Origin of the sequence: Pseudomonas sp. 86_A, assembly GCF_017491705.1 — a bacterium.
GTDB classification, from domain to species: Bacteria; Pseudomonadota; Gammaproteobacteria; order Pseudomonadales; family Pseudomonadaceae; genus Aquipseudomonas; species Aquipseudomonas koreensis.
In genome coordinates this window covers 102,876-122,294 of the sequence record NZ_JAFGYS010000011.1, presented here as the reverse complement: position 1 = coordinate 122,294, position 19,419 = coordinate 102,876, and the positions used below count along the sequence as shown (strand labels likewise).

At 60.4% G+C, this 19,419-nt stretch carries 18 protein-coding genes; 3 read left to right on the top strand and 15 right to left on the bottom strand.

Annotated features, from left to right (window positions below; all coding sequences use genetic code 11):
• Nucleotides 1-80: 80 nt before the first annotated feature.
• Entirely contained in the window at nucleotides 81-1,046 is a 966-nt protein-coding gene (locus tag J5M57_RS18065) for a GlxA family transcriptional regulator (RefSeq protein ID WP_207848354.1), read from the bottom strand.
• Nucleotides 1,047-1,348: 302 nt separating this feature from the next.
• On the opposite strand from J5M57_RS18065, the gene J5M57_RS18060 reads away from it, so the two are divergent.
• Entirely contained in the window at nucleotides 1,349-1,990 is a 642-nt protein-coding gene (locus J5M57_RS18060; RefSeq protein ID WP_207848353.1) for an HD domain-containing protein, read from the top strand.
• Nucleotides 1,991-2,205: 215 nt separating this feature from the next.
• Here the strand turns inward: J5M57_RS18060 and J5M57_RS18055 are convergent, their stop codons facing one another.
• The 7 genes from J5M57_RS18055 to J5M57_RS18025 form a co-directional block, all read right to left on the bottom strand.
• Nucleotides 2,206-3,096 carry an ABC transporter permease subunit gene (locus tag J5M57_RS18055; RefSeq protein WP_041072127.1) on the bottom strand — a complete coding sequence of 297 codons (891 nt, stop codon included), beginning with the start codon at nucleotides 3,094-3,096 and terminating at the stop codon, nucleotides 2,206-2,208.
• Entirely contained in the window at nucleotides 3,093-3,974 is an 882-nt protein-coding gene (locus tag J5M57_RS18050) for an ABC transporter permease subunit (RefSeq protein WP_171061891.1), read from the bottom strand. The genes J5M57_RS18055 and J5M57_RS18050 overlap by 4 nt, the downstream gene beginning before the upstream one ends.
• 35 nt (nucleotides 3,975-4,009) lie before the next feature.
• Nucleotides 4,010-5,152 carry a polyamine ABC transporter ATP-binding protein gene (gene potA, locus J5M57_RS18045; RefSeq protein ID WP_207848352.1) on the bottom strand — a complete coding sequence of 381 codons (1,143 nt, stop codon included), beginning with the start codon at nucleotides 5,150-5,152 and terminating at the stop codon, nucleotides 4,010-4,012.
• A 67-nt stretch (nucleotides 5,153-5,219) separates the two neighbouring features.
• Nucleotides 5,220-6,317, bottom strand: coding sequence for a polyamine ABC transporter substrate-binding protein (locus tag J5M57_RS18040; protein ID WP_169843008.1), 1,098 nt, complete (start codon nucleotides 6,315-6,317; stop codon nucleotides 5,220-5,222).
• Between the two features lie 187 nt (nucleotides 6,318-6,504).
• Complete coding sequence (locus J5M57_RS18035; RefSeq protein ID WP_207848351.1) at nucleotides 6,505-7,614, bottom strand: polyamine ABC transporter substrate-binding protein; 1,110 nt, start codon at nucleotides 7,612-7,614, stop codon at nucleotides 6,505-6,507.
• 171 nt (nucleotides 7,615-7,785) lie between these two features.
• Nucleotides 7,786-9,150: an aspartate aminotransferase family protein gene (locus J5M57_RS18030; RefSeq protein WP_169843006.1), complete on the bottom strand. Its 1,365-nt coding sequence runs from the start codon at nucleotides 9,148-9,150 to the stop codon at nucleotides 7,786-7,788.
• Nucleotides 9,151-9,206: 56 nt separating this feature from the next.
• Nucleotides 9,207-10,565, bottom strand: coding sequence for a glutamine synthetase family protein (locus J5M57_RS18025; RefSeq protein ID WP_007967993.1), 1,359 nt, complete (start codon nucleotides 10,563-10,565; stop codon nucleotides 9,207-9,209).
• A gap of 730 nt (nucleotides 10,566-11,295) precedes the next feature.
• On the opposite strand from J5M57_RS18025, the gene J5M57_RS18020 reads away from it, so the two are divergent.
• Nucleotides 11,296-12,672, top strand: a complete 1,377-nt coding sequence (locus tag J5M57_RS18020; protein ID WP_064589713.1) for a glutamine synthetase family protein — start codon at nucleotides 11,296-11,298, stop codon at nucleotides 12,670-12,672.
• A gap of 269 nt (nucleotides 12,673-12,941) precedes the next feature.
• Nucleotides 12,942-13,574, top strand: a complete 633-nt coding sequence (locus J5M57_RS18015) for a TetR/AcrR family transcriptional regulator (RefSeq protein ID WP_207848350.1) — start codon at nucleotides 12,942-12,944, stop codon at nucleotides 13,572-13,574.
• Between the two features lie 161 nt (nucleotides 13,575-13,735).
• On the opposite strand, the gene J5M57_RS18010 is transcribed toward J5M57_RS18015, so the two are convergent.
• The 7 genes from J5M57_RS18010 to J5M57_RS17980 form a co-directional block, all read right to left on the bottom strand.
• Nucleotides 13,736-13,951, bottom strand: coding sequence for a TOBE domain-containing protein (locus tag J5M57_RS18010; protein WP_007967989.1), 216 nt, complete (start codon nucleotides 13,949-13,951; stop codon nucleotides 13,736-13,738).
• Nucleotides 13,952-13,983: 32 nt separating this feature from the next.
• Nucleotides 13,984-14,790 carry an aliphatic sulfonates ABC transporter ATP-binding protein gene (gene ssuB / locus J5M57_RS18005; protein WP_207848349.1) on the bottom strand — a complete coding sequence of 269 codons (807 nt, stop codon included), beginning with the start codon at nucleotides 14,788-14,790 and terminating at the stop codon, nucleotides 13,984-13,986.
• The gene (ssuC, locus tag J5M57_RS18000; RefSeq protein WP_207848348.1) at nucleotides 14,787-15,569 is read right to left on the bottom strand and encodes an aliphatic sulfonate ABC transporter permease SsuC; all 783 of its coding nucleotides are present in this window, start codon (nucleotides 15,567-15,569) and stop codon (nucleotides 14,787-14,789) included. The genes ssuB and ssuC overlap by 4 nt, the downstream gene beginning before the upstream one ends.
• 8 nt (nucleotides 15,570-15,577) lie before the next feature.
• Nucleotides 15,578-16,726, bottom strand: a complete 1,149-nt coding sequence (ssuD, locus tag J5M57_RS17995; protein ID WP_207848347.1) for an FMNH2-dependent alkanesulfonate monooxygenase — start codon at nucleotides 16,724-16,726, stop codon at nucleotides 15,578-15,580.
• Nucleotides 16,727-16,751: 25 nt separating this feature from the next.
• Nucleotides 16,752-17,717, bottom strand: a complete 966-nt coding sequence (locus J5M57_RS17990; protein ID WP_083367614.1) for a sulfonate ABC transporter substrate-binding protein — start codon at nucleotides 17,715-17,717, stop codon at nucleotides 16,752-16,754.
• Nucleotides 17,718-17,807: 90 nt separating this feature from the next.
• Nucleotides 17,808-18,401, bottom strand: coding sequence for an NADPH-dependent FMN reductase (ssuE, locus tag J5M57_RS17985; RefSeq protein WP_027610508.1), 594 nt, complete (start codon nucleotides 18,399-18,401; stop codon nucleotides 17,808-17,810).
• Nucleotides 18,402-18,718: 317 nt separating this feature from the next.
• Nucleotides 18,719-19,357, bottom strand: a complete 639-nt coding sequence (locus J5M57_RS17980; protein ID WP_207848346.1) for a peroxiredoxin — start codon at nucleotides 19,355-19,357, stop codon at nucleotides 18,719-18,721.
• Between the last annotated feature and the right edge of the window lie 62 nt (nucleotides 19,358-19,419).

Here is a 19,419-nt window from a genome sequence, read left to right as displayed (position 1 = left end):
GGCTCGCTCCCACATTTGGAATGCATTCCCCTGTGGGAGCGAGCCTGCTCGCGAAAGGGCCATCAGCAACACCTTAAATCTCAGAGCATCGCCGCAAAATTCAACCGAAACTGCTGCGGCGTCACGCCCAACCTTCGATTGAACACACTGCGCATATGCTGCGCGTCACGAAACCCGCACTGATAGGCCACGGTCTTCAGCGGTGCCGTGGTGCTTTCCAGCATCACCCGCGCCGCATCCACCCGCGCCCGCTCGACGAACTCCGCCGGAGTGACCCAGGCTTCGCGGGCGAACACCCGGGAGAAGTTACGCGCGCTCATGTTCGCCGCATTCGCCAGATCGGCAATCGTCAGATCGCCGGTGAGATTGGCCAGCACATACAACTGCACCATCGCCACCGCCGAGGTCGGCTCCGCATGCGGCGTGAGAAACGGGCTGAACTGCGACTGCCCGCCCGAGCGCTGCGTGAACACCACCAGCCGCTTGGCCACGCTCAGTGCCACTTCAGCGCCGTGATCGCGGGCCAGCAGGTAGAGCGACAGATCGATCCCCGCCGTGACCCCGGCCGAGGTGTAGAGCACACCGTCCTCGACATACAGGCGATCGGCCTCGACCCGGGTCGACGGACACAACTGCGCCAAGGCTTCGGCATCGTTCCAGTGGGTGGTCACGGTGCGCCCTTCCAGCAGCCCCGCACGCGCCAGCATGAACGCACCGTTGCAGATCGAACCGAAACGCCGCGCGCGGGCGCTGGCTTCGCGCAGCCAAGTGTCGAACGCGGGGCCAAAATCCATGAACGGCAGCTGTGGACCACCGGCCACCAGCAGCAGGTCATAAGCATCGTGCGCTTCGCTGAACTGCCGGTGAGCGCTGAGGTTCAGGCCATTGGAGCAAGCCATCGGTCCGCGTTCGAGGCCGATCACCTCCAACTGGTAGTGTTCCTCTGGCGGCAGAAACCGGTTGGCCTCGGCGAACACATCCATCGGCCCGCTGACATCCAGCGCCTGCACGCCGGGGAATACCACGATGGCGATGGTTTTGTTCATAAGCCTCCTGGGGATCTTGTGGCGAGGGAGCTTGCTCCCGCTGGGCGGCGAAGCGGCCCCAATACCATTGAGCCGGATTGTGTCAGTCAAAACGCGAACGTCGGATTACGACTGCTGCGCAGCCGATCGGGAGCAAGCTCCCTCGCCACAATGGATCGCGATAAGCGCTCAAGCAGTGAGTTGGCACGATTTGCCGGTCGATTGGCAAGGATCGCAGCCATGCGTTGATTGTCCGTTTACCGGCTCGGGGAACAGACTTTGTCCATCGGCGCCACAACGGCGTTTTCGACGAGGACTCTCAGATGAGCAGCACCATTGCCGGCATCAAAATCCCTGACAGCGCGTTGGCCCGGGCCACCACCGAATACATTCGCGACATCGAATCCGACCTGCTCTACCACCACTCGCGCCGGGTGTTTCTGTTCGGTGCGTTGAGCGGCGAGCGCCAGCAACTGCCGTACAACCCGGAGTTGCTGTACGTCGGCGCGATGTTCCACGACCTCGGGCTGGTCGAAGGCTATCGCAGTGATGACGAACGATTTGAAGTGGATGGCGCCAACGCGGCGGCAGCGTTTCTCAAGCCGTACGGGCTGAGCGATGACGATATCGAACAAGTCTGGCTGTCGATTGCCCTGCACACCACGCCAGGCGTGCCCAAGCATCTGCGCCCGACCGTGGCACTGGTCACCGCTGGTGTGGAAATGGACGTGCTGGGCATGGACTACGCGGCGTTCAGCAGCACCCAGCGCGAAGCCGTGGTGCATGCACATCCACGCGGGGAAGGTTTCAAGGAATGCATCATCTGCGCGTTTGCCGACGGCTTGCGCCATCGTCCGCAGACCACGTTTGGCAACGTAAAGACCGACGTGCTGGTGGATCAGGAGCCGGGGTTCAAGCCGATGAACTTCGTCGAGGTCATCCGCAAGTCCCCTTGGAACGCCTGAAACCAATCGGCAGGCTGAACATAAATCTGTGGCGAGGGAGCTTGCTCCCGCTCGGCTGCGCAGCAGTCGCAAAATCAGCGACTGCGCTGTATCTGATTGCACGATCAGGGAGGCTTCGCCACCCGGCGGGAGCAAGCTCCCTCGCCACAAAAGCCTGGATTCAAGCAAAAAAACCTCACCACCTTCGCAGGGAGTGAGGTTTTTTGCTGCGCGGTTTAAGCCGCTTCCGGTGCAGGCGCGCGGCGTACGTCCGGTTGCTTCCACGAATCGGCAGCGCCTTCTTCGATGGCTTGCTGGATGGCTTTCTTGCGCGCTTCTTCGGCACGGCGGCTGAAGAACCACACCAGGAACGTCACCAGCGACACCGCCAGCAGAATCAGACTCGCCACGGCGTTGATCTCCGGCTTCACGCCCAGACGCACCGCCGAGAACACTTCCATCGGCAGGGTGGTCGAACCCGGCCCGGAAACGAAGCTCGCCAGCACCAGGTCGTCCAGCGACAGGGCGAACGACATCATGCCGCCCGCTGCCAGCGATGGCGCGATCATCGGGATGGTGATCAGGAAGAACACCTTCCACGGCCGTGCGCCGAGGTCCATGGCTGCCTCTTCAATCGACAGGTCCAGCTCACGCAGACGCGCCGACACCACCACCGCCACATACGCCGCACAGAACGTCGTGTGGGCGATCCAGATGGTGACGATGCCACGTTCCTGCGGCCAGCCGATCATCTGCGCCATCGCCACGAACAGCAGCAACAGCGACAGACCGGTGATCACTTCCGGCATCACCAGCGGCGCGGTGACCAGGCCACCGAACAGCGTGCGGCCCTTGAAGTGGGTGATGCGGGTCAGCACGAAGGCCGCCAGCGTACCCAGCGCCACTGCGGCAACCGCGGTGTAGCAGGCGATTTCCAGCGAGCGCACCACCGAACCCATCAGTTGCGTGTTGTCGAGCAGGCCGACGTACCACTTGATCGACCAGCCGCCCCACACCGTCACCAGTTTCGAGGCGTTGAACGAGTAGATCACCAGGATCAACATCGGCAGATAGATAAACAACAAACCGAGGACCAGCATCAGGCTGGAGAAACGGAAGCGCTTCATTCTTTACCCTCCATTTCCTTGGCCTGACTGCGGTTGAACAGGATGATCGGCACAATCAGGATCGCCAGCATCACCACCGCCAGGGCGGACGCCACCGGCCAGTCACGGTTGTTGAAGAACTCTTGCCAGAGCACTTTACCGATCATCAGGGTTTCCGGACCGCCGAGCAGTTCCGGGATCACGAATTCACCCACCACCGGGATGAATACCAGCATGCAGCCGGCAATGATCCCGTTCTTGGACAGCGGAATGGTGATTTTCCAGAAGCTGTTGAAGGTGCTCGAACCGAGGTCGGAGGCTGCTTCCAACAGGCTTTGATCATGCTTCACCAGGTTGGCGTACAGCGGCAGGATCATGAACGGCAGGTACGAGTAGACCACGCCGATGTAAACAGCCAGGTTGGTGTTGAGGATCTGCAGCGGCTCGTCGATGAAACCCATGCTCATCAGGAAGCCGTTGAGCAGGCCGTTGTTGCTGAGGATGCCCATCCACGCATACACGCGGATCAGGATCGCGGTCCAGGTCGGCATCATGATCAGCAGCACCAGCACCGTCTGCAGCTCTTTACGGGCACTGGCGATGGCATAGGCCATCGGGTAGCCGATCAGCAGGCACAGCAGCGTGCTGAAGAACGCCATCTTCAGCGAGCCGAGGTAGGCGGCGATGTACAACTCGTCGTCACCCAGCATCGCGTAGTTGCCGAGGTTCAGCAGCAGTTGCAGCTTCTGCTCGGCGAAGGTGTAGATCTCGGTGTACGGCGGGATGGCCACGTCGGCTTCAGCGAAGCTGATCTTCAGGACGATGAAGAACGGCAGCATGAAGAACAGGAACAGCCAGATGAACGGAACCCCGATGACCAGTTGGCGGCCATTGGGAATTATTCGGTTGAGCCGTCGTTTGAACTTGCGCATGTTCATGAGCGAAGTACCACGCCGCTGTCGTCTTCCCACCACACGTAAACCTGATCGCCCCAGGTCGGACGCTGGCCGCGACGCTCGGCGTTGGCGACGAACGACTGCACCAGCTTGCCGCTCGGCAGTTCGACGTAGAACACCGAGTGACCGCCGAGGTAGGCGATGTCATGCACCTTGCCGCTCGACCAGTTGTACTCGCAGGTCGGCATGTCGGCGGTGACCAGCAGCTTCTCCGGACGGATCGCGTAGGTGACCGATTTGTCCTGCACCGAGGTGCTGATGCCGTGGCCGACGTAGATCTGCCGGTCGAGGTCCTTGCAGGTAATGGTCGCGTGGCCTTCGGCGTCGTCGATCACTTCGCCTTCGAAGATGTTGACGTTGCCGATGAATTCGCAGACCAGTCGGCTGGTCGGGGTTTCGTAGATGTCGATCGGGCTGCCGATCTGGGCGATCCAGCCCAGGTGCATGATCGCGATGCGTTCGGCCATGGTCATTGCCTCTTCCTGGTCGTGGGTCACCATCACGCAAGTTACGCCAACGCGCTCGATGATCTCTACCAGCTCAAGCTGCATCTGCGAACGCAGTTTCTTGTCCAGGGCGCCCATCGGCTCGTCGAGCAGCAGCAGTTTCGGCCGCTTGGCCAGCGAGCGCGCCAGCGCCACACGCTGACGCTGACCGCCGGACAGTTGATGCGGCTTGCGCTTGGCGTACTGGCTCATCTGTACCAGCTTGAGCATCTCGGCCACGCGCGCGTCGATCTCGGCGTTGGGGATCTTGTCCTGCTTGAGGCCGAAGGCGATGTTCTGCGCCACGGTCATGTGCGGGAACAGGGCGTACGACTGGAACATCATGTTGATCGGTCGCTCGTACGGCGGCATGTCGGTGATGTCGACGCCGTCGAGGAAAATGCGCCCCTCCGTGGGCCGTTCGAACCCTGCCAGCATCCGCAGCAGAGTGGATTTGCCCGATCCCGAACCGCCGAGCAGGGCGAAGATCTCGCCCTTCTTGATTTCCAGGGACACATCGTCCACGGCAATCGTCTCGTCGAACTTCTTCGTGACCCGGTCGATTTTGACCAACACCTGCTTAGGTGTCTGGTCGCCCTCGAGGGCTTTCTTATAGGCGCCGGAGGCAACTGCCATTTACGAAACTCCCAGAAAAAAACAGTGCAGTTCGCCCAATGCGGACGAACCCAGGATATTTTGTGCCTTACTTGCCCGACTTGACCTTGGTCCAGCTGCGGGTCATCAAACGTTGAATTTTGGGCGGCAACTCGGTCGACACGTACGTCTTGTCGAGGACTGCTTGCGGTGGATAAACCGCTTCATCGGTGCGGATGGACTGTTCCATCAGCTTGTCCGAACCCGGGTTGGGGTTGGCGTAACCGACGTAATCACTGACCTGGGCGATAACCTCAGGTTTCAGCAAATAGTTGATGAAGGCGTGCGCTTCCTTGACGTTGGACGAGTCCTTCGGAATCGCCAGCATGTCGAACCACAGTGCGCCGCCCTCTTTTGGAATCGAGTAGGCGATGTTCACGCCCTTCTTGGCTTCCTCGGCACGGTGTTTGGCCTGGAAGATATCGCCGGAGAAGCCGATGGCTACGCAGATATCGCCGTTGGCCAGATCGCCGATGTATTTCGAAGAGTGGAAGTAGGTCACGTACGGGCGCACGGCGAGCAATTTGTCGGTGGCCTTCTCGTAGTCCTTGGTGTTGGTGCTGTTGGCGTTCAGTCCCATGTAGTTGAGCACGGTCGGCATCATTTCATCCGCCGAGTCGAGGAACGCCACGCCGCAGCTGTGCAGCTTCTTGATGTTCTCCGGTTCGAACAGCACGCTCCAGGAATCGATCTTGTCGACACCGAGCACAGCCTTGACCTTGTCGACGTTGTAGCCGATGCCGTTGGTGCCCCACAGGTACGGCACGGCGTACTGGTTGCCCGGATCGTTCTGTTCAAGACGTTTGAGCAGCACCGGGTCGAGGTTCGAGTAGTTCGGCAGCTGCGACTTGTCGAGCTTCTGGAACGCGCCCGCCTTGATCTGCTTGCCGAGGAAGTGGTTCGACGGCACGACCACGTCGTAACCGGTGCGCCCGGCCAGCAGTTTGCCTTCCAGGGTTTCGTTGGAATCGAACACGTCGTACACCGGTTTGATCCCGGTGGCTTTCTCGAAGTCGGCCAGGGTGGTCTCGCCGATGTAATCCGACCAGTTATAAATATGCACCGTACCGGCGGCCTGGGCTCCGACAGCGATCGTCAGGCCGGCAGTGGCCAGCAGGGCTTTGCGCAAAGAAGAAAAAATAGGCAAGTGGAGGTCCTCTAAATTAGTTGGGCCCAAGTTGCCCCGCGTTACATGACAGCCATGGCTGCCCGGCAACCAAACCGGCGCGCAACTTACCCTCGAAAAACCGTTCCTGCAAAACTTCCTGTCATTTAATTGATCCGCTGGCCGCCGTCGCGGCGACGACGGCCAGCGGTTACTGCTTCAAACCGGCTTATTTACCGGATTTGATCTTGGTCCAGCTGCGCGTCAGTTCACGCTGGGTAGCGGCCGGCAAATCGGCGATCGCATACAGCTTGGCCTGCACGTCGGCTGGCGGGTAGATGCCTGGATCGGAGGTAATGTCCTTGTTCACGTACTGGGTCGCTTCGGCGTTACCGTTAGGGAAGCGCACCGCGTTGGTGATCTCGGCCATCACTTTCGGTTGCAGCAGGTAGTTCATGAACTTGTAGGCGCCGTCGATGTTTTCCGCATCTTTCGGAATCGCGACCATGTCATAGAAGCTGCCAGCGCCTTCTTTCGGAATGGCATAGCTGACTTTGACCTTGTCACCGGCCTCGGCGGCACGGGACTTGGCCTGCTGCACGTCACCCGAGTAGCCGACCGCTACGCAGATGTTGCCGTTGGCCAGGTCCGAGATGTACTTGGAGGAGTGGAAGTAGGTGACCGAAGGACGAATCTTGAGGAACAGCTCTTCGGCTTTCTTGATGTCTTCTTTCTTCTGGCTGTCGGTTGGCAGACCCAGGTAGTGCAGAGCGACCGGGAGCATTTCGGTCGGCGAGTCGAGGAAGCTCACACCGCAGCCCTTGAGCTTGGCGATGTTCTCCGGTTTGAACAGAATGTCCCAGGAATCGATGGTGTCGACGCCCAGCGCAGCCTTGACCTTCTCCGGGTTGTAACCGATGCCGATCGAGCCCCACATGTACGGGAAGGCGTGCTTGTTGTCCGGGTCACTGACCGAAACCGCCTTGAGCAGCGACTTGTTCAGGTTGCCGTAGTTGGACAGCTTGGACTTGTCCAGCTCCTGATAAACGCCAGCCTTGATCTGCTTGGCCAGGAAGTTGTTCGATGGCACAACCACGTCGTAACCGGACTTGCCCGCCAGCAGCTTGGCTTCCAGGGTTTCGTTGCTGTCGAACACGTCGTAGACGACTTTGATCCCCGACTCTTTCTCGAAGTTGGCGATGGTGTCTGGCGCAATGTAGTCAGACCAGTTGTAGACGTGCAGCACTTTGTCGTCCGCGTGAACCGCACCCGCCATCATGCCCGCCACGGACAGCGCGAGAAGAGTCTTGCCAGCAAGCTTTTTACCTAATGCCTTCATGCGTCATGCTCCAAATTTTTCTTTTTTGAACCACTTTGTTCAGCGGCCGAACCCGGACAACTGGAACCGCGGCTAGTCTGGCAAGATCGGAGGCGGTCTTTCAAGAAAAGGCCAACCTTTCTTATACCTTCGAGCGAGAGCGCCGCAGCTCCCCCGCTCGAAGCCTAGCACTCAGGCTTGCAATGCATTGAGGGTCAGGTCCAGACACTTGCGTGCCTTTGTAACCAGCTCATCGATCTCCGCCTTGCTGATCACCAGCGGCGGCGCAATGATCATGGTGTCGCCCACGGCGCGCATGATCAGGCCGTTATCGAAGCAGAACTGCCGGCAGATCATGCCTACACCCCGGCCTTCATAACGCTTGCGAGTGGCCTTGTCCTGCACCAGCTCGATCGCCCCCAGCAGGCCAACCCCGCGTACTTCGCCCACCAACGGGTGATCGTTGAGTTCGCGCAGACGTTTCTGCAAATACGGTGCCGTTTCGTTGTGCGCGTTCTCGATAATTTTCTCGTCGCGCAGAATCCGGATGTTTTCCAGCCCCACCGCTGCCGCCACCGGGTGCCCGGAGTAGGTGAAGCCGTGGTTGAAGTCGCCGCCTTCGTTGAGCACCTTCACCACGTCGTCGCGAACGATCAGGCCACCCATAGGGATATAACCGGAGGTCAGGCCTTTGGCGATGGTCATCATGTCCGGCTTCAGGTCGTAGAAATCCGAACCGAACCATTGGCCGGTACGACCGAATCCGCAGATCACTTCGTCCGCCACGAACAGGATGTCGTACTTGGCGAGGATTTCCTTGATGCGCGGCCAGTAGGTGTCGGGCGGAATGATCACGCCGCCGGCGCCCTGGATCGGCTCGGCAATAAAGGCACCGACGTTGTCCACGCCGACTTCGAGAATCTTCTCTTCAAGCTGATTGGCCGCCCAGATGCCGAATTCTTCCGGCGACATGTCGCCGCCCTCGGCGAACCAGTACGGCTGCGCGATGTGGACGATGCCCGGAATCGGCAAGTCGCCCTGTTCGTGCATATAGGTCATGCCACCCAGGCTCGCGCCGGCCACGGTGGAACCGTGATAACCGTTCTTGCGGCTGATGATGACTTTCTTGTTCGGCTGGCCCTTGATCGCCCAGTAGTGGCGGACCATGCGCAGCATGGTGTCGTTACCTTCGGAACCGGAGCCGGTGAAGAACACGTGGTTCATGCCTTGTGGCGCCACGTCGGCAATGGCCTTGGCCAGTTCCAGTGCCGGCGGGTGCGCGGTCTGGAAGAACAGGTTGTAGTAAGGCAGCTCGCGCATCTGCTTGGCAGCCGCGTCAGCCAGCTCATCGCGGCCATAACCGATCGCCACGCACCACAGACCCGCCATGCCATCGAGGATCTTGTTGCCCTCGCTGTCCCACAGGTACACGCCCTTGGCGTTGGTGATGATCCGTGGACCCTTCTCTTTCAGCTGCTTGAAATCGCTGAACGGGGCCAGGTGGTGATCGCTGCTCAGGGCTTGCCACTCACGGGTTTGCGGGTTGTTGCTGGTCATGCCAATTCTCCTTGTTATCGGTGAAGGCGCGGCTGCTGCCAGCCGCGCCCGGCGTATCAGACGGCGAAGAGCAGGTACTCACGCTCCCAGGAACTGATCACGCGCTTGAAGTTTTCGTGCTCGGCCCGCTTGACCGCGACGTAGCCGGTGATGAAGGTCTTGCCCAGGTATTTCTCGATGGTCGCGCTGTTTTCCATGCGCTCCAGTGCGTCCTCGATGGTCAGCGGCAGGCGCAGGTTGCGGCGTTCATAACCACGACCGACCACCGGCGCGCTCGGGTTGAGACCCTCGACCATGCCGATGTAGCCGCACAGCAGGCTCGCGGCAATCGCCAGGTACGGGTTGGCGTCGGCGCCCGGCAGGCGGTTTTCCACGCGGCGGTTCTGCGGGCCGGCATCCGGGACACGCAGGCCCACGGTGCGGTTCTCTTCGCCCCACTCCACGTTCACCGGCGCCGAGGTGTCCGGCAGGAAGCGGCGGAACGAGTTGACGTTCGGTGCGAACAGCGGCAGCAATTCCGGGATGAGTTTCTGCAGGCCACCGATGTGGTGCAGGAACAGCTGGCTCATGGTCCCGTCTTCATTGGAGAACACGTTCTTGCCGGTCTCGATGTCGATGATGCTCTGGTGCAGGTGCATGGCACTGCCCGGCTCACCGGTCATTGGCTTGGCCATGAAGGTCGCGGCCACGTCGTGCTTGAGCGCGGCTTCGCGCATGGTGCGCTTGAACACCAGGATCTGGTCGGCCAGCGACAGTGCGTCGCCGTGACGGAAGTTGATTTCCATCTGCGCCGTGCCGTCTTCGTGGATCAGCGTGTCGAGGTCCAGCTCCTGCAGTTCGCACCAGTCGTAGACGTCTTCGAACAGCGGGTCAAATTCGTTCGCCGCTTCGATGGAGAACGACTGACGACCGATTTCCGGACGCCCGGAGCGGCCGATTGGCGGCTGCAACGGATAGTCAGGGTCGTCGCTGCGCTTGGTCAGGTAGAACTCCATTTCGGGCGCCACGATCGGCTGCCAGCCCTTGTCGGCGTAGAGTTTCAGGACTTTCTTGAGGACGTTGCGCGGCGACAGCTCGATCGGGTTGCCTTGCTTGTCGTAGGTGTCGTGGATCACCTGGGCGGTGGGTTCGATGGCCCAAGGCACCAGGTACACGGCGTTCTGGTCGGGACGGCAGATCATGTCGATGTCGGCCGGGTCGAGCAGTTCGTAATAGATGTCGTCTTCGACGTAGTCGCCGGTCACGGTCTGCAGCAATACGCTCTCTGGCAGGCGCATGCCCTTTTCGGCGATGAACTTGTTGGTCGGCGAGATCTTGCCCCGGGTGATACCGGTCAAGTCGCCGATCATGCATTCGACTTCTGTGATCTTGTGGTCTTTCAACCAATCGGTGAGCTGGTCGAGGTTGTTACTCATAAATGCCTCTGGGCTGAGTCTCCTGACATCGTGTCAGGCAAAGTTTGACGCCGTGGCGTCGCGTTAAAGGGGGCTTGCTTGCGCGCAGTGCCGGCTTACGCCTGGCACCGCGCATAGACAATGAAAGAGGAGCTTACCTGCCCTTTACGCTGGCGTTGCATTTCCTGTGCACATTCAAGGCGTGCAGAATCATGAGCACGGCTCGAAGAGCGGCACAGGCTTTGGGACTCAAAGAGATCTATATTGGAGGGGGACGCCATAAACAGGATGCTTTGCCGTACGTCCAGAATAACGGACGCTGCCATTCTGGCTGCTGCCGACGAGAACATCGTCGACAGACTGCGAGCCTTGCAGGCTGCGCCACGGACGGATTTGTCGCCACTGATGTGTTGAGCATGCAGACCGGACTGTTGCGAGCAGTCGGTGATGCCGATTAACGGCAGGCGAGACATGAAGCACCCCGGTATTATTGCTGTTATGGGTTTGATCCGAGCTTAGCCTTGTTCATTTTTTTACACAACACCCCCGTAAAAAATACAACACGGCCAGCTCAAGCCTGCGGGTGCCAAGCGTCCCCAGCACAAAAAACTGCCCCGAAGTGCCCCATAAATGCCCTCGCGGCGCTTTTTTAGGGCAAAAAAGGCCTTGCTTGACTTCGGCATGCCGTTCGGGTTGACTGAAACCAGAAAAGATCAATGATTGATATTTTTAACAACAAAGGTGTTGCATCATGTCGGTACCCCCGCGTGCCGTTCAGCTTAACGAAGCGAACGCGTTCCTTAAGGAACATCCTGAGGTTCTGTACGTTGACCTTCTGATTGCGGATATGAATGGTGTCGTGCGCGGCAAGCGCATCGAACGCACCAGCCTCCACAAGGTTTACGAGAAAGGCATCAACCTGCCGGCCTCTCTATTTGCTCTGGATATCAATGGTTCTACGGTGGAAAGCACCGGCCTGGGTCTGGACATCGGCGACGCCGACCGGATCTGCTATCCAATCCCCGATACCCTGTGCAACGAGCCATGGCAGAAGCGCCCTACCGCGCAACTGTTGATGACCATGCACGAACTCGAAGGCGACCCGTTCTTCGCCGATCCGCGCGAAGTGCTCCGTCAAGTTGTTGCAAAGTTTGACGAGCTGGGCTTGACCATCTGCGCCGCCTTCGAACTGGAGTTCTACCTGATCGACCAGGAGAACGTGAACGGCCGTCCACAGCCGCCACGCTCGCCGATCTCCGGCAAACGCCCGCACTCGACTCAGGTCTACCTGATCGACGACCTCGACGAATACGTCGACTGCCTCCAGGACATTCTGGAAGGCGCCAAAGAGCAAGGCATCCCGGCCGACGCCATCGTCAAGGAAAGTGCCCCGGCGCAGTTCGAAGTGAACCTGCACCACGTCGCCGACCCGATCAAGGCCTGCGACTACGCAGTCCTGCTCAAGCGTCTGATCAAGAACATCGCCTACGACCATGAAATGGACACCACTTTCATGGCCAAGCCTTACCCGGGCCAGGCAGGCAATGGTTTGCACGTCCACATTTCGATTCTTGATAAAGATGGCAAAAACATTTTTGCCAGCGAGGATCCCGAGCAGAACGCCGCGCTGCGTCACGCGATCGGCGGTGTGCTCGAGACCCTGCCGGCGCAGATGGCTTTCCTCTGCCCGAACGTCAACTCGTACCGTCGCTTCGGCGCGCAGTTCTACGTACCGAACTCGCCGTGCTGGGGCCTGGACAACCGCACCGTGGCGATCCGCGTACCGACCGGCTCTGCCGATGCCGTGCGCATCGAACACCGCGTGGCCGGCGCCGATGCCAACCCGTACCTGCTGATGGCCTCGGTCCTGGCCGGTGTGCATCACGGTCTGGTGAACAAGATCGAGCCGGGCGCTCCGGTCGAAGGCAACAGCTACGAGCAGAACGAACAAAGCCTGCCGAACAACTTGCGCGATGCCCTGCGTGAGCTGGACGACAGCGAGGTGATGGCCAAGTACATCGATCCGAAATACATCGATATCTTCGTCGCCTGCAAAGAGAGCGAGCTGGAGGAGTTCGAACACTCCATCTCCGACCTCGAGTACAACTGGTACCTGCATACCGTGTGAACGGATGTCAGGCATAAAAAGCGCTGCCGGCTATTTCAGCCCGCAGCGCTTTTTTATGCCCGAACTTTATCCCTGTGGCGAGGGAGCTTGCTCCCGCTCGGCTGCGCAGCAGTCGTAAACCAGCTGACCAGTTTTTCAGACACACCGGACCTTATAGTTTTGGGGCTGCTGCGCAACCCAGCGGGAGCAAGCTCCCTCGCCACAAGGACTGTGTTGCACTGGGGATGGGCGCTCCGCGTACAATGCCCGCTGCCCCGCAGGAGACTTCCATGACGCGTCCCGCCCCCGTCCGCAAACCCCGTGCCCGCAGCCAGGCGCGGATCGATTCGATACTCGACGCCGCGCGTACGCTGCTGGCCGCCGAGGGTGTGGCCAGCCTGTCGATCTACAGCGTGGCCGAACGCGCGCAGATTCCACCGTCCTCCGTGTACCACTTCTTCGCCAGCGTGCCGGCCTTGCTTGAAGCACTGACCGCCGATGTGCACGCCGCTTTTCGCGCCTGCCTGCAAGCACCGATCGACCACGACGCCCTGAGCGACTGGCGCGACCTGTCGCGGCTGGTCGAGGAGCGGATGCTGGAGATCTACGACCAAGACGCCGCCGCCCGCCAGCTGATCCTTGCCCAACACGGCCTGACCGAAGTGACCCAGGCCGACCGGCAGCATGACATCGAACTGGGCGACCTGATGCACAAGCTGTTCGACCACCATTTCGAATTGCCGCGCCTGCCGAGCGATGTCGACGTGTTTGCCCTGGCAATGGAGCTGGGCGACCGCGTGTATGCGCGTTCGGTGCAGCAGCACGGGCAGATCACGCCGCGCATGGCCGAGGAAGGGATGCGGGTGTTTGATGCCTATATCGGGTTATACCTTCCGCCTTACCTGCCCAAAAGAATTCTCTAGCGTCTTTACCGGCCTCTTCGCGAGCAGGCTCGCTCCCACATTTGGAATGCGGTTCCCTGTGGGAGCGAGCCTGCTCGCGAAGGCCGCGCCGCAAACTTCAAGACAGACACAAAAAACCCCGAAGGGCTCACGCCCTCCGGGGTTTGTTTTTACTCACAGACTTACAACTTGGCGATCGACACCTCGGTGGATTTCACAAAGGCGATTACCTCACTGCCCACCGCCAGTTCCAGCTCCTTGACCGAGCGAGTGGTGATCACCGAAGTGACGATGCCGGAGGCTGTCTGCACGTCGATTTCCGACAGCACGTCGCCGAGAACGATCTCCTTGATCGAGCCTTTGAACTGGTTGCGCACGTTGATGGCTTTGATAGTCATGACTTTGATTCCTGTCGTTGATAAAGCTTGAGTTATTGCGCCCAACGCAATTGCGTAGGCAGGGGTGAAACAGGTTCCGGCTCCGGCGGCTCGCCGGGCAGGGACAGAACACGGTTGAGCACTTCGGTTTCCAGCGCCGCCAGTCGGTGCGAACCCCGCACCCGAGGGCGTGGCAGCTCCACTTGCAGGTCGAGGCCGACTTCGCCGTCCTCGATCAGAATCACTCGATCGGCGATCGCCACTGCCTCGCTGACGTCGTGGGTCACCAGCAGCACGGTGAAGCCGTGTTGCTGCCACAGGCGTTCGATCAGTTGCTGCATCTCGATCCGGGTCAGGGCGTCCAGCGCACCGAGCGGCTCGTCGAGCAGCAGCAGGCGCGGTTGATGGATCAACGCTCGGGCCAGAGCCACCCGCTGCTTCTGCCCGCCGGACAAAGCCGCCGGCCACTCGTTGGCACGATCCGCCAGACCGACCGCTTCCAGCGCTTGCAGGGCCTGCGGACGCCAGTTGCCCTTGAGGCCGAGGCCGACGTTGTCGATGATCTTTTTCCACGGCAGCAGCCGTGCTTCCTGAAACATCAGCCGGGTGTCTTCCCGTGCATCGTTCAGCGGTGCGGCGCCGGCCAGCAGGTCGCCGCCAGTCGGTTGATCGAGGCCGGCAAGCAAGCGCAGCAAGGTGCTCTTGCCGCAACCGCTGCGCCCGACCACGGCGACGAATTGCCCCGCTGGAATGTGCAGGTCGATGTCGCGCAGCACTTGCCGCGCACCAAAGGTTTTCTGCAGGTTGCGCACCACCAGCGGTATCCCGCGCAGCAGGCGTGGAGGTTGTTGAGCGGTCATGCCGCACCTCCCTTGGCGACTTGATAAGCCGGATGCCAGCGTAGCCACACCCGCTCAAGTCCACGGGCGGCGAGGTCGGCAAGTTTGCCGAGCACCGCGTAAAGCAGGATCGCCAGCACCACCACGTCGGTCTGCAAAAACTCACGGGCATTCATTGCCAGATAGCCGATGCCGGAACTGGCCGAAATGGTTTCCGCGACGATCAGCGTCAGCCACATGAAGCCCAGCGCAAAACGCACACCGACCAGAATCGAAGGCAGCGCCCCCGGCAGGATGACCTGCCAGAACAGGCTGAAACCGCTCAAGCCGTAACTGCGCGCCATCTCCACCAGCGCCGGATCAACGTTGCGGATGCCGTGATAGGTGTTGAGGTAGATCGGGAACAACGTGCCCAATGCCACCAGGAAAATCTTCGCCGACTCATCGATGCCGAACCACAGGATCACCAGCGGAATCAGCGCCAGGTGCGGCACGTTGCGGATCATCTGCACCGAGCTGTCGAGCAGGCGCTCGCCCCACTTCGACAGGCCGGTGATGAACCCCAGCACCAGACCGATGCTGCCACCGATGGTGAAGCCCAGCGCCGCACGCCAGCCACTGAGCGCCAGGTGCGTCCAGATCTCGCCGCTACGCACCAGACTGACGCCGGCCTCGATCACCGCCACCGGTGCCGGCAGGATCCGCGTCGACAACCAACCGGCCGACACCGACAACTGCCACACCGCCAGCAACAACACCGGCAACGCCCAGGGCGCGAGGCTGTGGATAATTTTCTTCATGGCGCGCCTCAGCTCTGCGACGCGGCTTTGGGAAGGATGTCGTTGGCGACCATCTCGCCGAACGGGCTGACATAGCCTGCGCTTTTCGGCAGTTCCGGGCGCTCGATGTCGAGGTGCGGAAACAACAGTTCCGCGACGCGATACGACTCTTCCAGGTGTGGATAACCGGAGAAGATGAACGTGTCGATACCCAGATCCGCGTATTCCTTCACGCGGGCCGCGACGGTCGGACCGTCACCGACCAGCGCGGTCCCCGCACCACCGCGCACCAGACCGACGCCGGCCCACAGGTTCGGGCTGACTTCGAGGTTGTCACGGCTGCCGCCATGCAGCGCGGCCATGCGTTGCTGGCCGACCGAGTCAAAGCGCGCCAGCGATGCTTGCGCACGTTTGATGGTGTCATCGTCCAGATGCGAGATCAGGCGATCGGCCGCTTGCCAGGCTTCGGCGTTGGTTTCACGGACGATCACATGCAGACGAATGCCGAAGCGCACGGTGCGTCCGAGCTTGGCGGCTTTGACGCGCACCTGTTCGATCTTCTCGGCGACGGCTGCTGGCGGTTCGCCCCAGGTCAGGACCATCTCGACCTGTTCGGCAGCGAGATCCTGCGCCGCTTCCGACGAACCGCCGAAGTACAGCGGCGGACGCGGTTGCTGGATCGGCGGATAGAGCAGCTTGGCGCCCTTCACACTGATGTGCTGGCCGTCGTAATCAACGGTTTCGCCTTCCAGCACGCGACGCCAGATCCGGGTGAATTCCACCGAGGCCTGATAGCGTTCTTCGTGGCTGAGAAACAGACCATCACCGGCCAACTCTTCCGGGTCGCCACCGGTCACCAGATTGAACAGCGCACGACCACCGGACAGACGATCCAGTGTAGCGGCCTGACGCGCCGCTACCGTCGGGGAAATGATCCCGGGACGCAGGGCGACGAGGAATTTCAGACGCTGGGTCACCGGGATCAGCGATGCTGCCACCAGCCACGAGTCTTCGCAGGAGCGCCCGGTAGGGATCAGCACACCGCCAAAACCCAAACGATCCGCCGCTTGCGCGACCTGTTGCAGATAACCATGGTCGACGGCGCGGGCGCCTTCGGCGGTGCCAAGGTAATGGCCGTCGCCGTGGGTAGGCAGGAACCAGAAGATATTGAGGCTCATGGAGTGGTCTCCTTGGGGATTCGAATTACTGCGCTTTAGCCACAGCGGCTGGTGGTGTCCAGATCACATCCTTGATGCTCAACGGCTTGGGAATCAGCTTGAGCTGGTAGAAGGTGTCGGCGATTTTCTGCTGCGCGGCGACCACTTCCGGGGTCAGAAACAGCGCACCGTAGCCCTGGCGTTTCACCGAGGTCAGGGTGATGTCCGCCGGCAGGCCGAGCAGTGGCGCAACCTGTTGGGTCACGTCTTCAGGGTTGGCTTTGGACCACTCGCCGACTGCGCGCACTTCTTCGACGAGGGTCTTGATCACCTCGGGATTTTTCTGCGCGTAAGGTTTGGTCGCGAGGTAGAACTGGTGGTTGTCGACGATGCCTTTGCCGTCACGCAGGGTGTGCGCTTGCAATTGTTTTTCGGCAGCGGCCTGGTACGGATCCCAGATGACCCAGGCGTCGACGCTGCCACGTTCGAACGCGGCGCGGGCATCGGCCGGCGGCAGGAATACGGTCTGGATGTCGGTGTATTTGAGGCCGGCGTCTTCCAGTGCGCGCACCAGCAGGTAGTGCACGTTGGAGCCTTTGTTCAGGGCGACTTTCTTGCCCTTGAGATCGGCCACCGATTTGATCGGCGAGTCTTTCGGCACAAGGATCGCTTCGCTGTTCGGCGCTGGCGGTTCGTAGGCGACGTAGAGCAGATCAGCGCCGGCGGCCTGGGCGAACACCGGTGGGGTTTCGCCGGTGACGCCGAAGTCGATCGAGCCAACGTTCAGGCCTTCAAGCAGTTGCGGGCCACCGGGGAACTCGGTCCATTGCACGTCCACGCCTTGGGCGGCCAGACGTTTTTCCAGCGTGCCTTTGGCCTTGAGCAGCACCAGCGTGCCGTACTTCTGATAACCGATCCGCAAGGTCTCGGCCTGAGCCTGGGTGATGGCGCCGAAGGACACAGCCGCAGCAAACAGAGCGACCAGACCACGACGCAAAAATACAGTGCGCATAGCGCTCTCCTTTTTGCTGTTGGGTTTTGGCTGCACCTGCTTAACCGTTAGCGGCTGAGTAAGGTGAGTTACATCAAGTTCTGGTGAGGCTTAAATGCTCCAGCGAGCACTCAATAAACGTTCATTCAACAAGCCCGGCTCCAGCGGTTTCGGCCGGCGGGCCATGGCACTGACAAACTGATCCAGCGCTTCATGCAGACGCTGCTCCAGCGCCGGTGCCAACTGCGCCTGCGCACTGCCTTCGCCGTAAGCGATCTGGCTGTCCTCGGCGAAAATCCCTTGCAGCATTTCCTGGGCCTTCAACGCCGACAGCACTGGCTTGAGCGCGTAATCGACCACCAGCATGTGGGCGATGCTGCCGCCGGTGGCCATCGGCAGAACAATCTTGTGATTCAGGGCGCGTTCCGGCAGCAGGTCCAGCACGGTCTTCAGCGCACCGGAAAACGACGCCTTGTAGACCGGGGTGGCGATCAGCAGACCGTCAGCGTTTTCAATCTGTGCCAGCAGGTCGAGCACCTTCGGGCTGTCGAAGCGGGCGTGAAGCAGGTCTTCGGCCGGGAAGTCCCGCACCTGATAACTCACCACTTCCACCCCCTGCTCCTGCAACCAGCGTTGCGAGCGCTCCAGCAACACTCCTGAGCGGGAGCGTTGGCTGGGACTGCCACCAAGTGAGACGACCAGCATTCAGACGATTCCTTGCGCGTTACAGGCGATTCGCGGGTTGCGATCTCGCTTCGATGGGAGTGACCTTACCAGCTGATTTATATATCCATAAATCATATTTATTCATTTGGTTATTCGTTTTATGAATATGCGGTCTGTCATTTTCCAGCCGAAAAAAAAGGCCGTCGTAACGGCCTGAAATCCCCTGCTTTGTGGTTCTGTGTTGAACGGACTGCCGCCATCGCGAGCAGGCTCACTCCTACAGAGGAATGCATTTCAAATGTAGGAGCGAGCCTGCTCGCGATGACGGTGGTGGCTACACCGCAAATCTCACTGATTCATTTATTCGGCTGCGGCGTCAGGCGCAGGTACGGTTTCACCGCGCGATAGCCTTTGGGAAAGCGTTTCTTGATCTCGTCTTCATCCTTGAGCGACGGCACGATCACCACCTCCTCACCGTCCTGCCAGTTGGCCGGGGTCGCCACTTTGTAGTTGTCGGTGAGTTGCAGCGAATCGATCACCCGCAGGATCTCGTGGAAGTTGCGCCCGGTGCTCGCCGGGTAGGTGATGGTCAGGCGGATCTTCTTGTTCGGATCGATCACGAACAGCGAACGCACGGTCAGCGTGTCGTTGGCGTTCGGGTGGATCAGGTCATAGAGGTCGGACACCTTGCGGTCGGCGTCAGCCAGGATCGGGAAATTGACGATGGTGTTCTGGGTTTCGTTGATGTCTTCGATCCACTTGTGGTGCGAGTCCACCGGGTCGACCGACAGGGCGATGGCTTTGACCCCGCGCTTGGCGAACTCATCCTTGAGCTTGGCGGTGAAGCCCAGCTCGGTGGTGCACACCGGGGTGAAGTCCGCCGGGTGGGAGAACAGCACGCCCCAGCTATCGCCCAGCCACTCGTGTAAACGAATCTTGCCGGCGCTGGAATCCTGTTCGAAGTCGGGGGCGATGTCGCCGAGTCTGAGGCTCATGGTGCTGCTCCTGATGAGTTGTTGGAGAACTCAACTGTAGCTCGTGATTCGCCATCATGAAA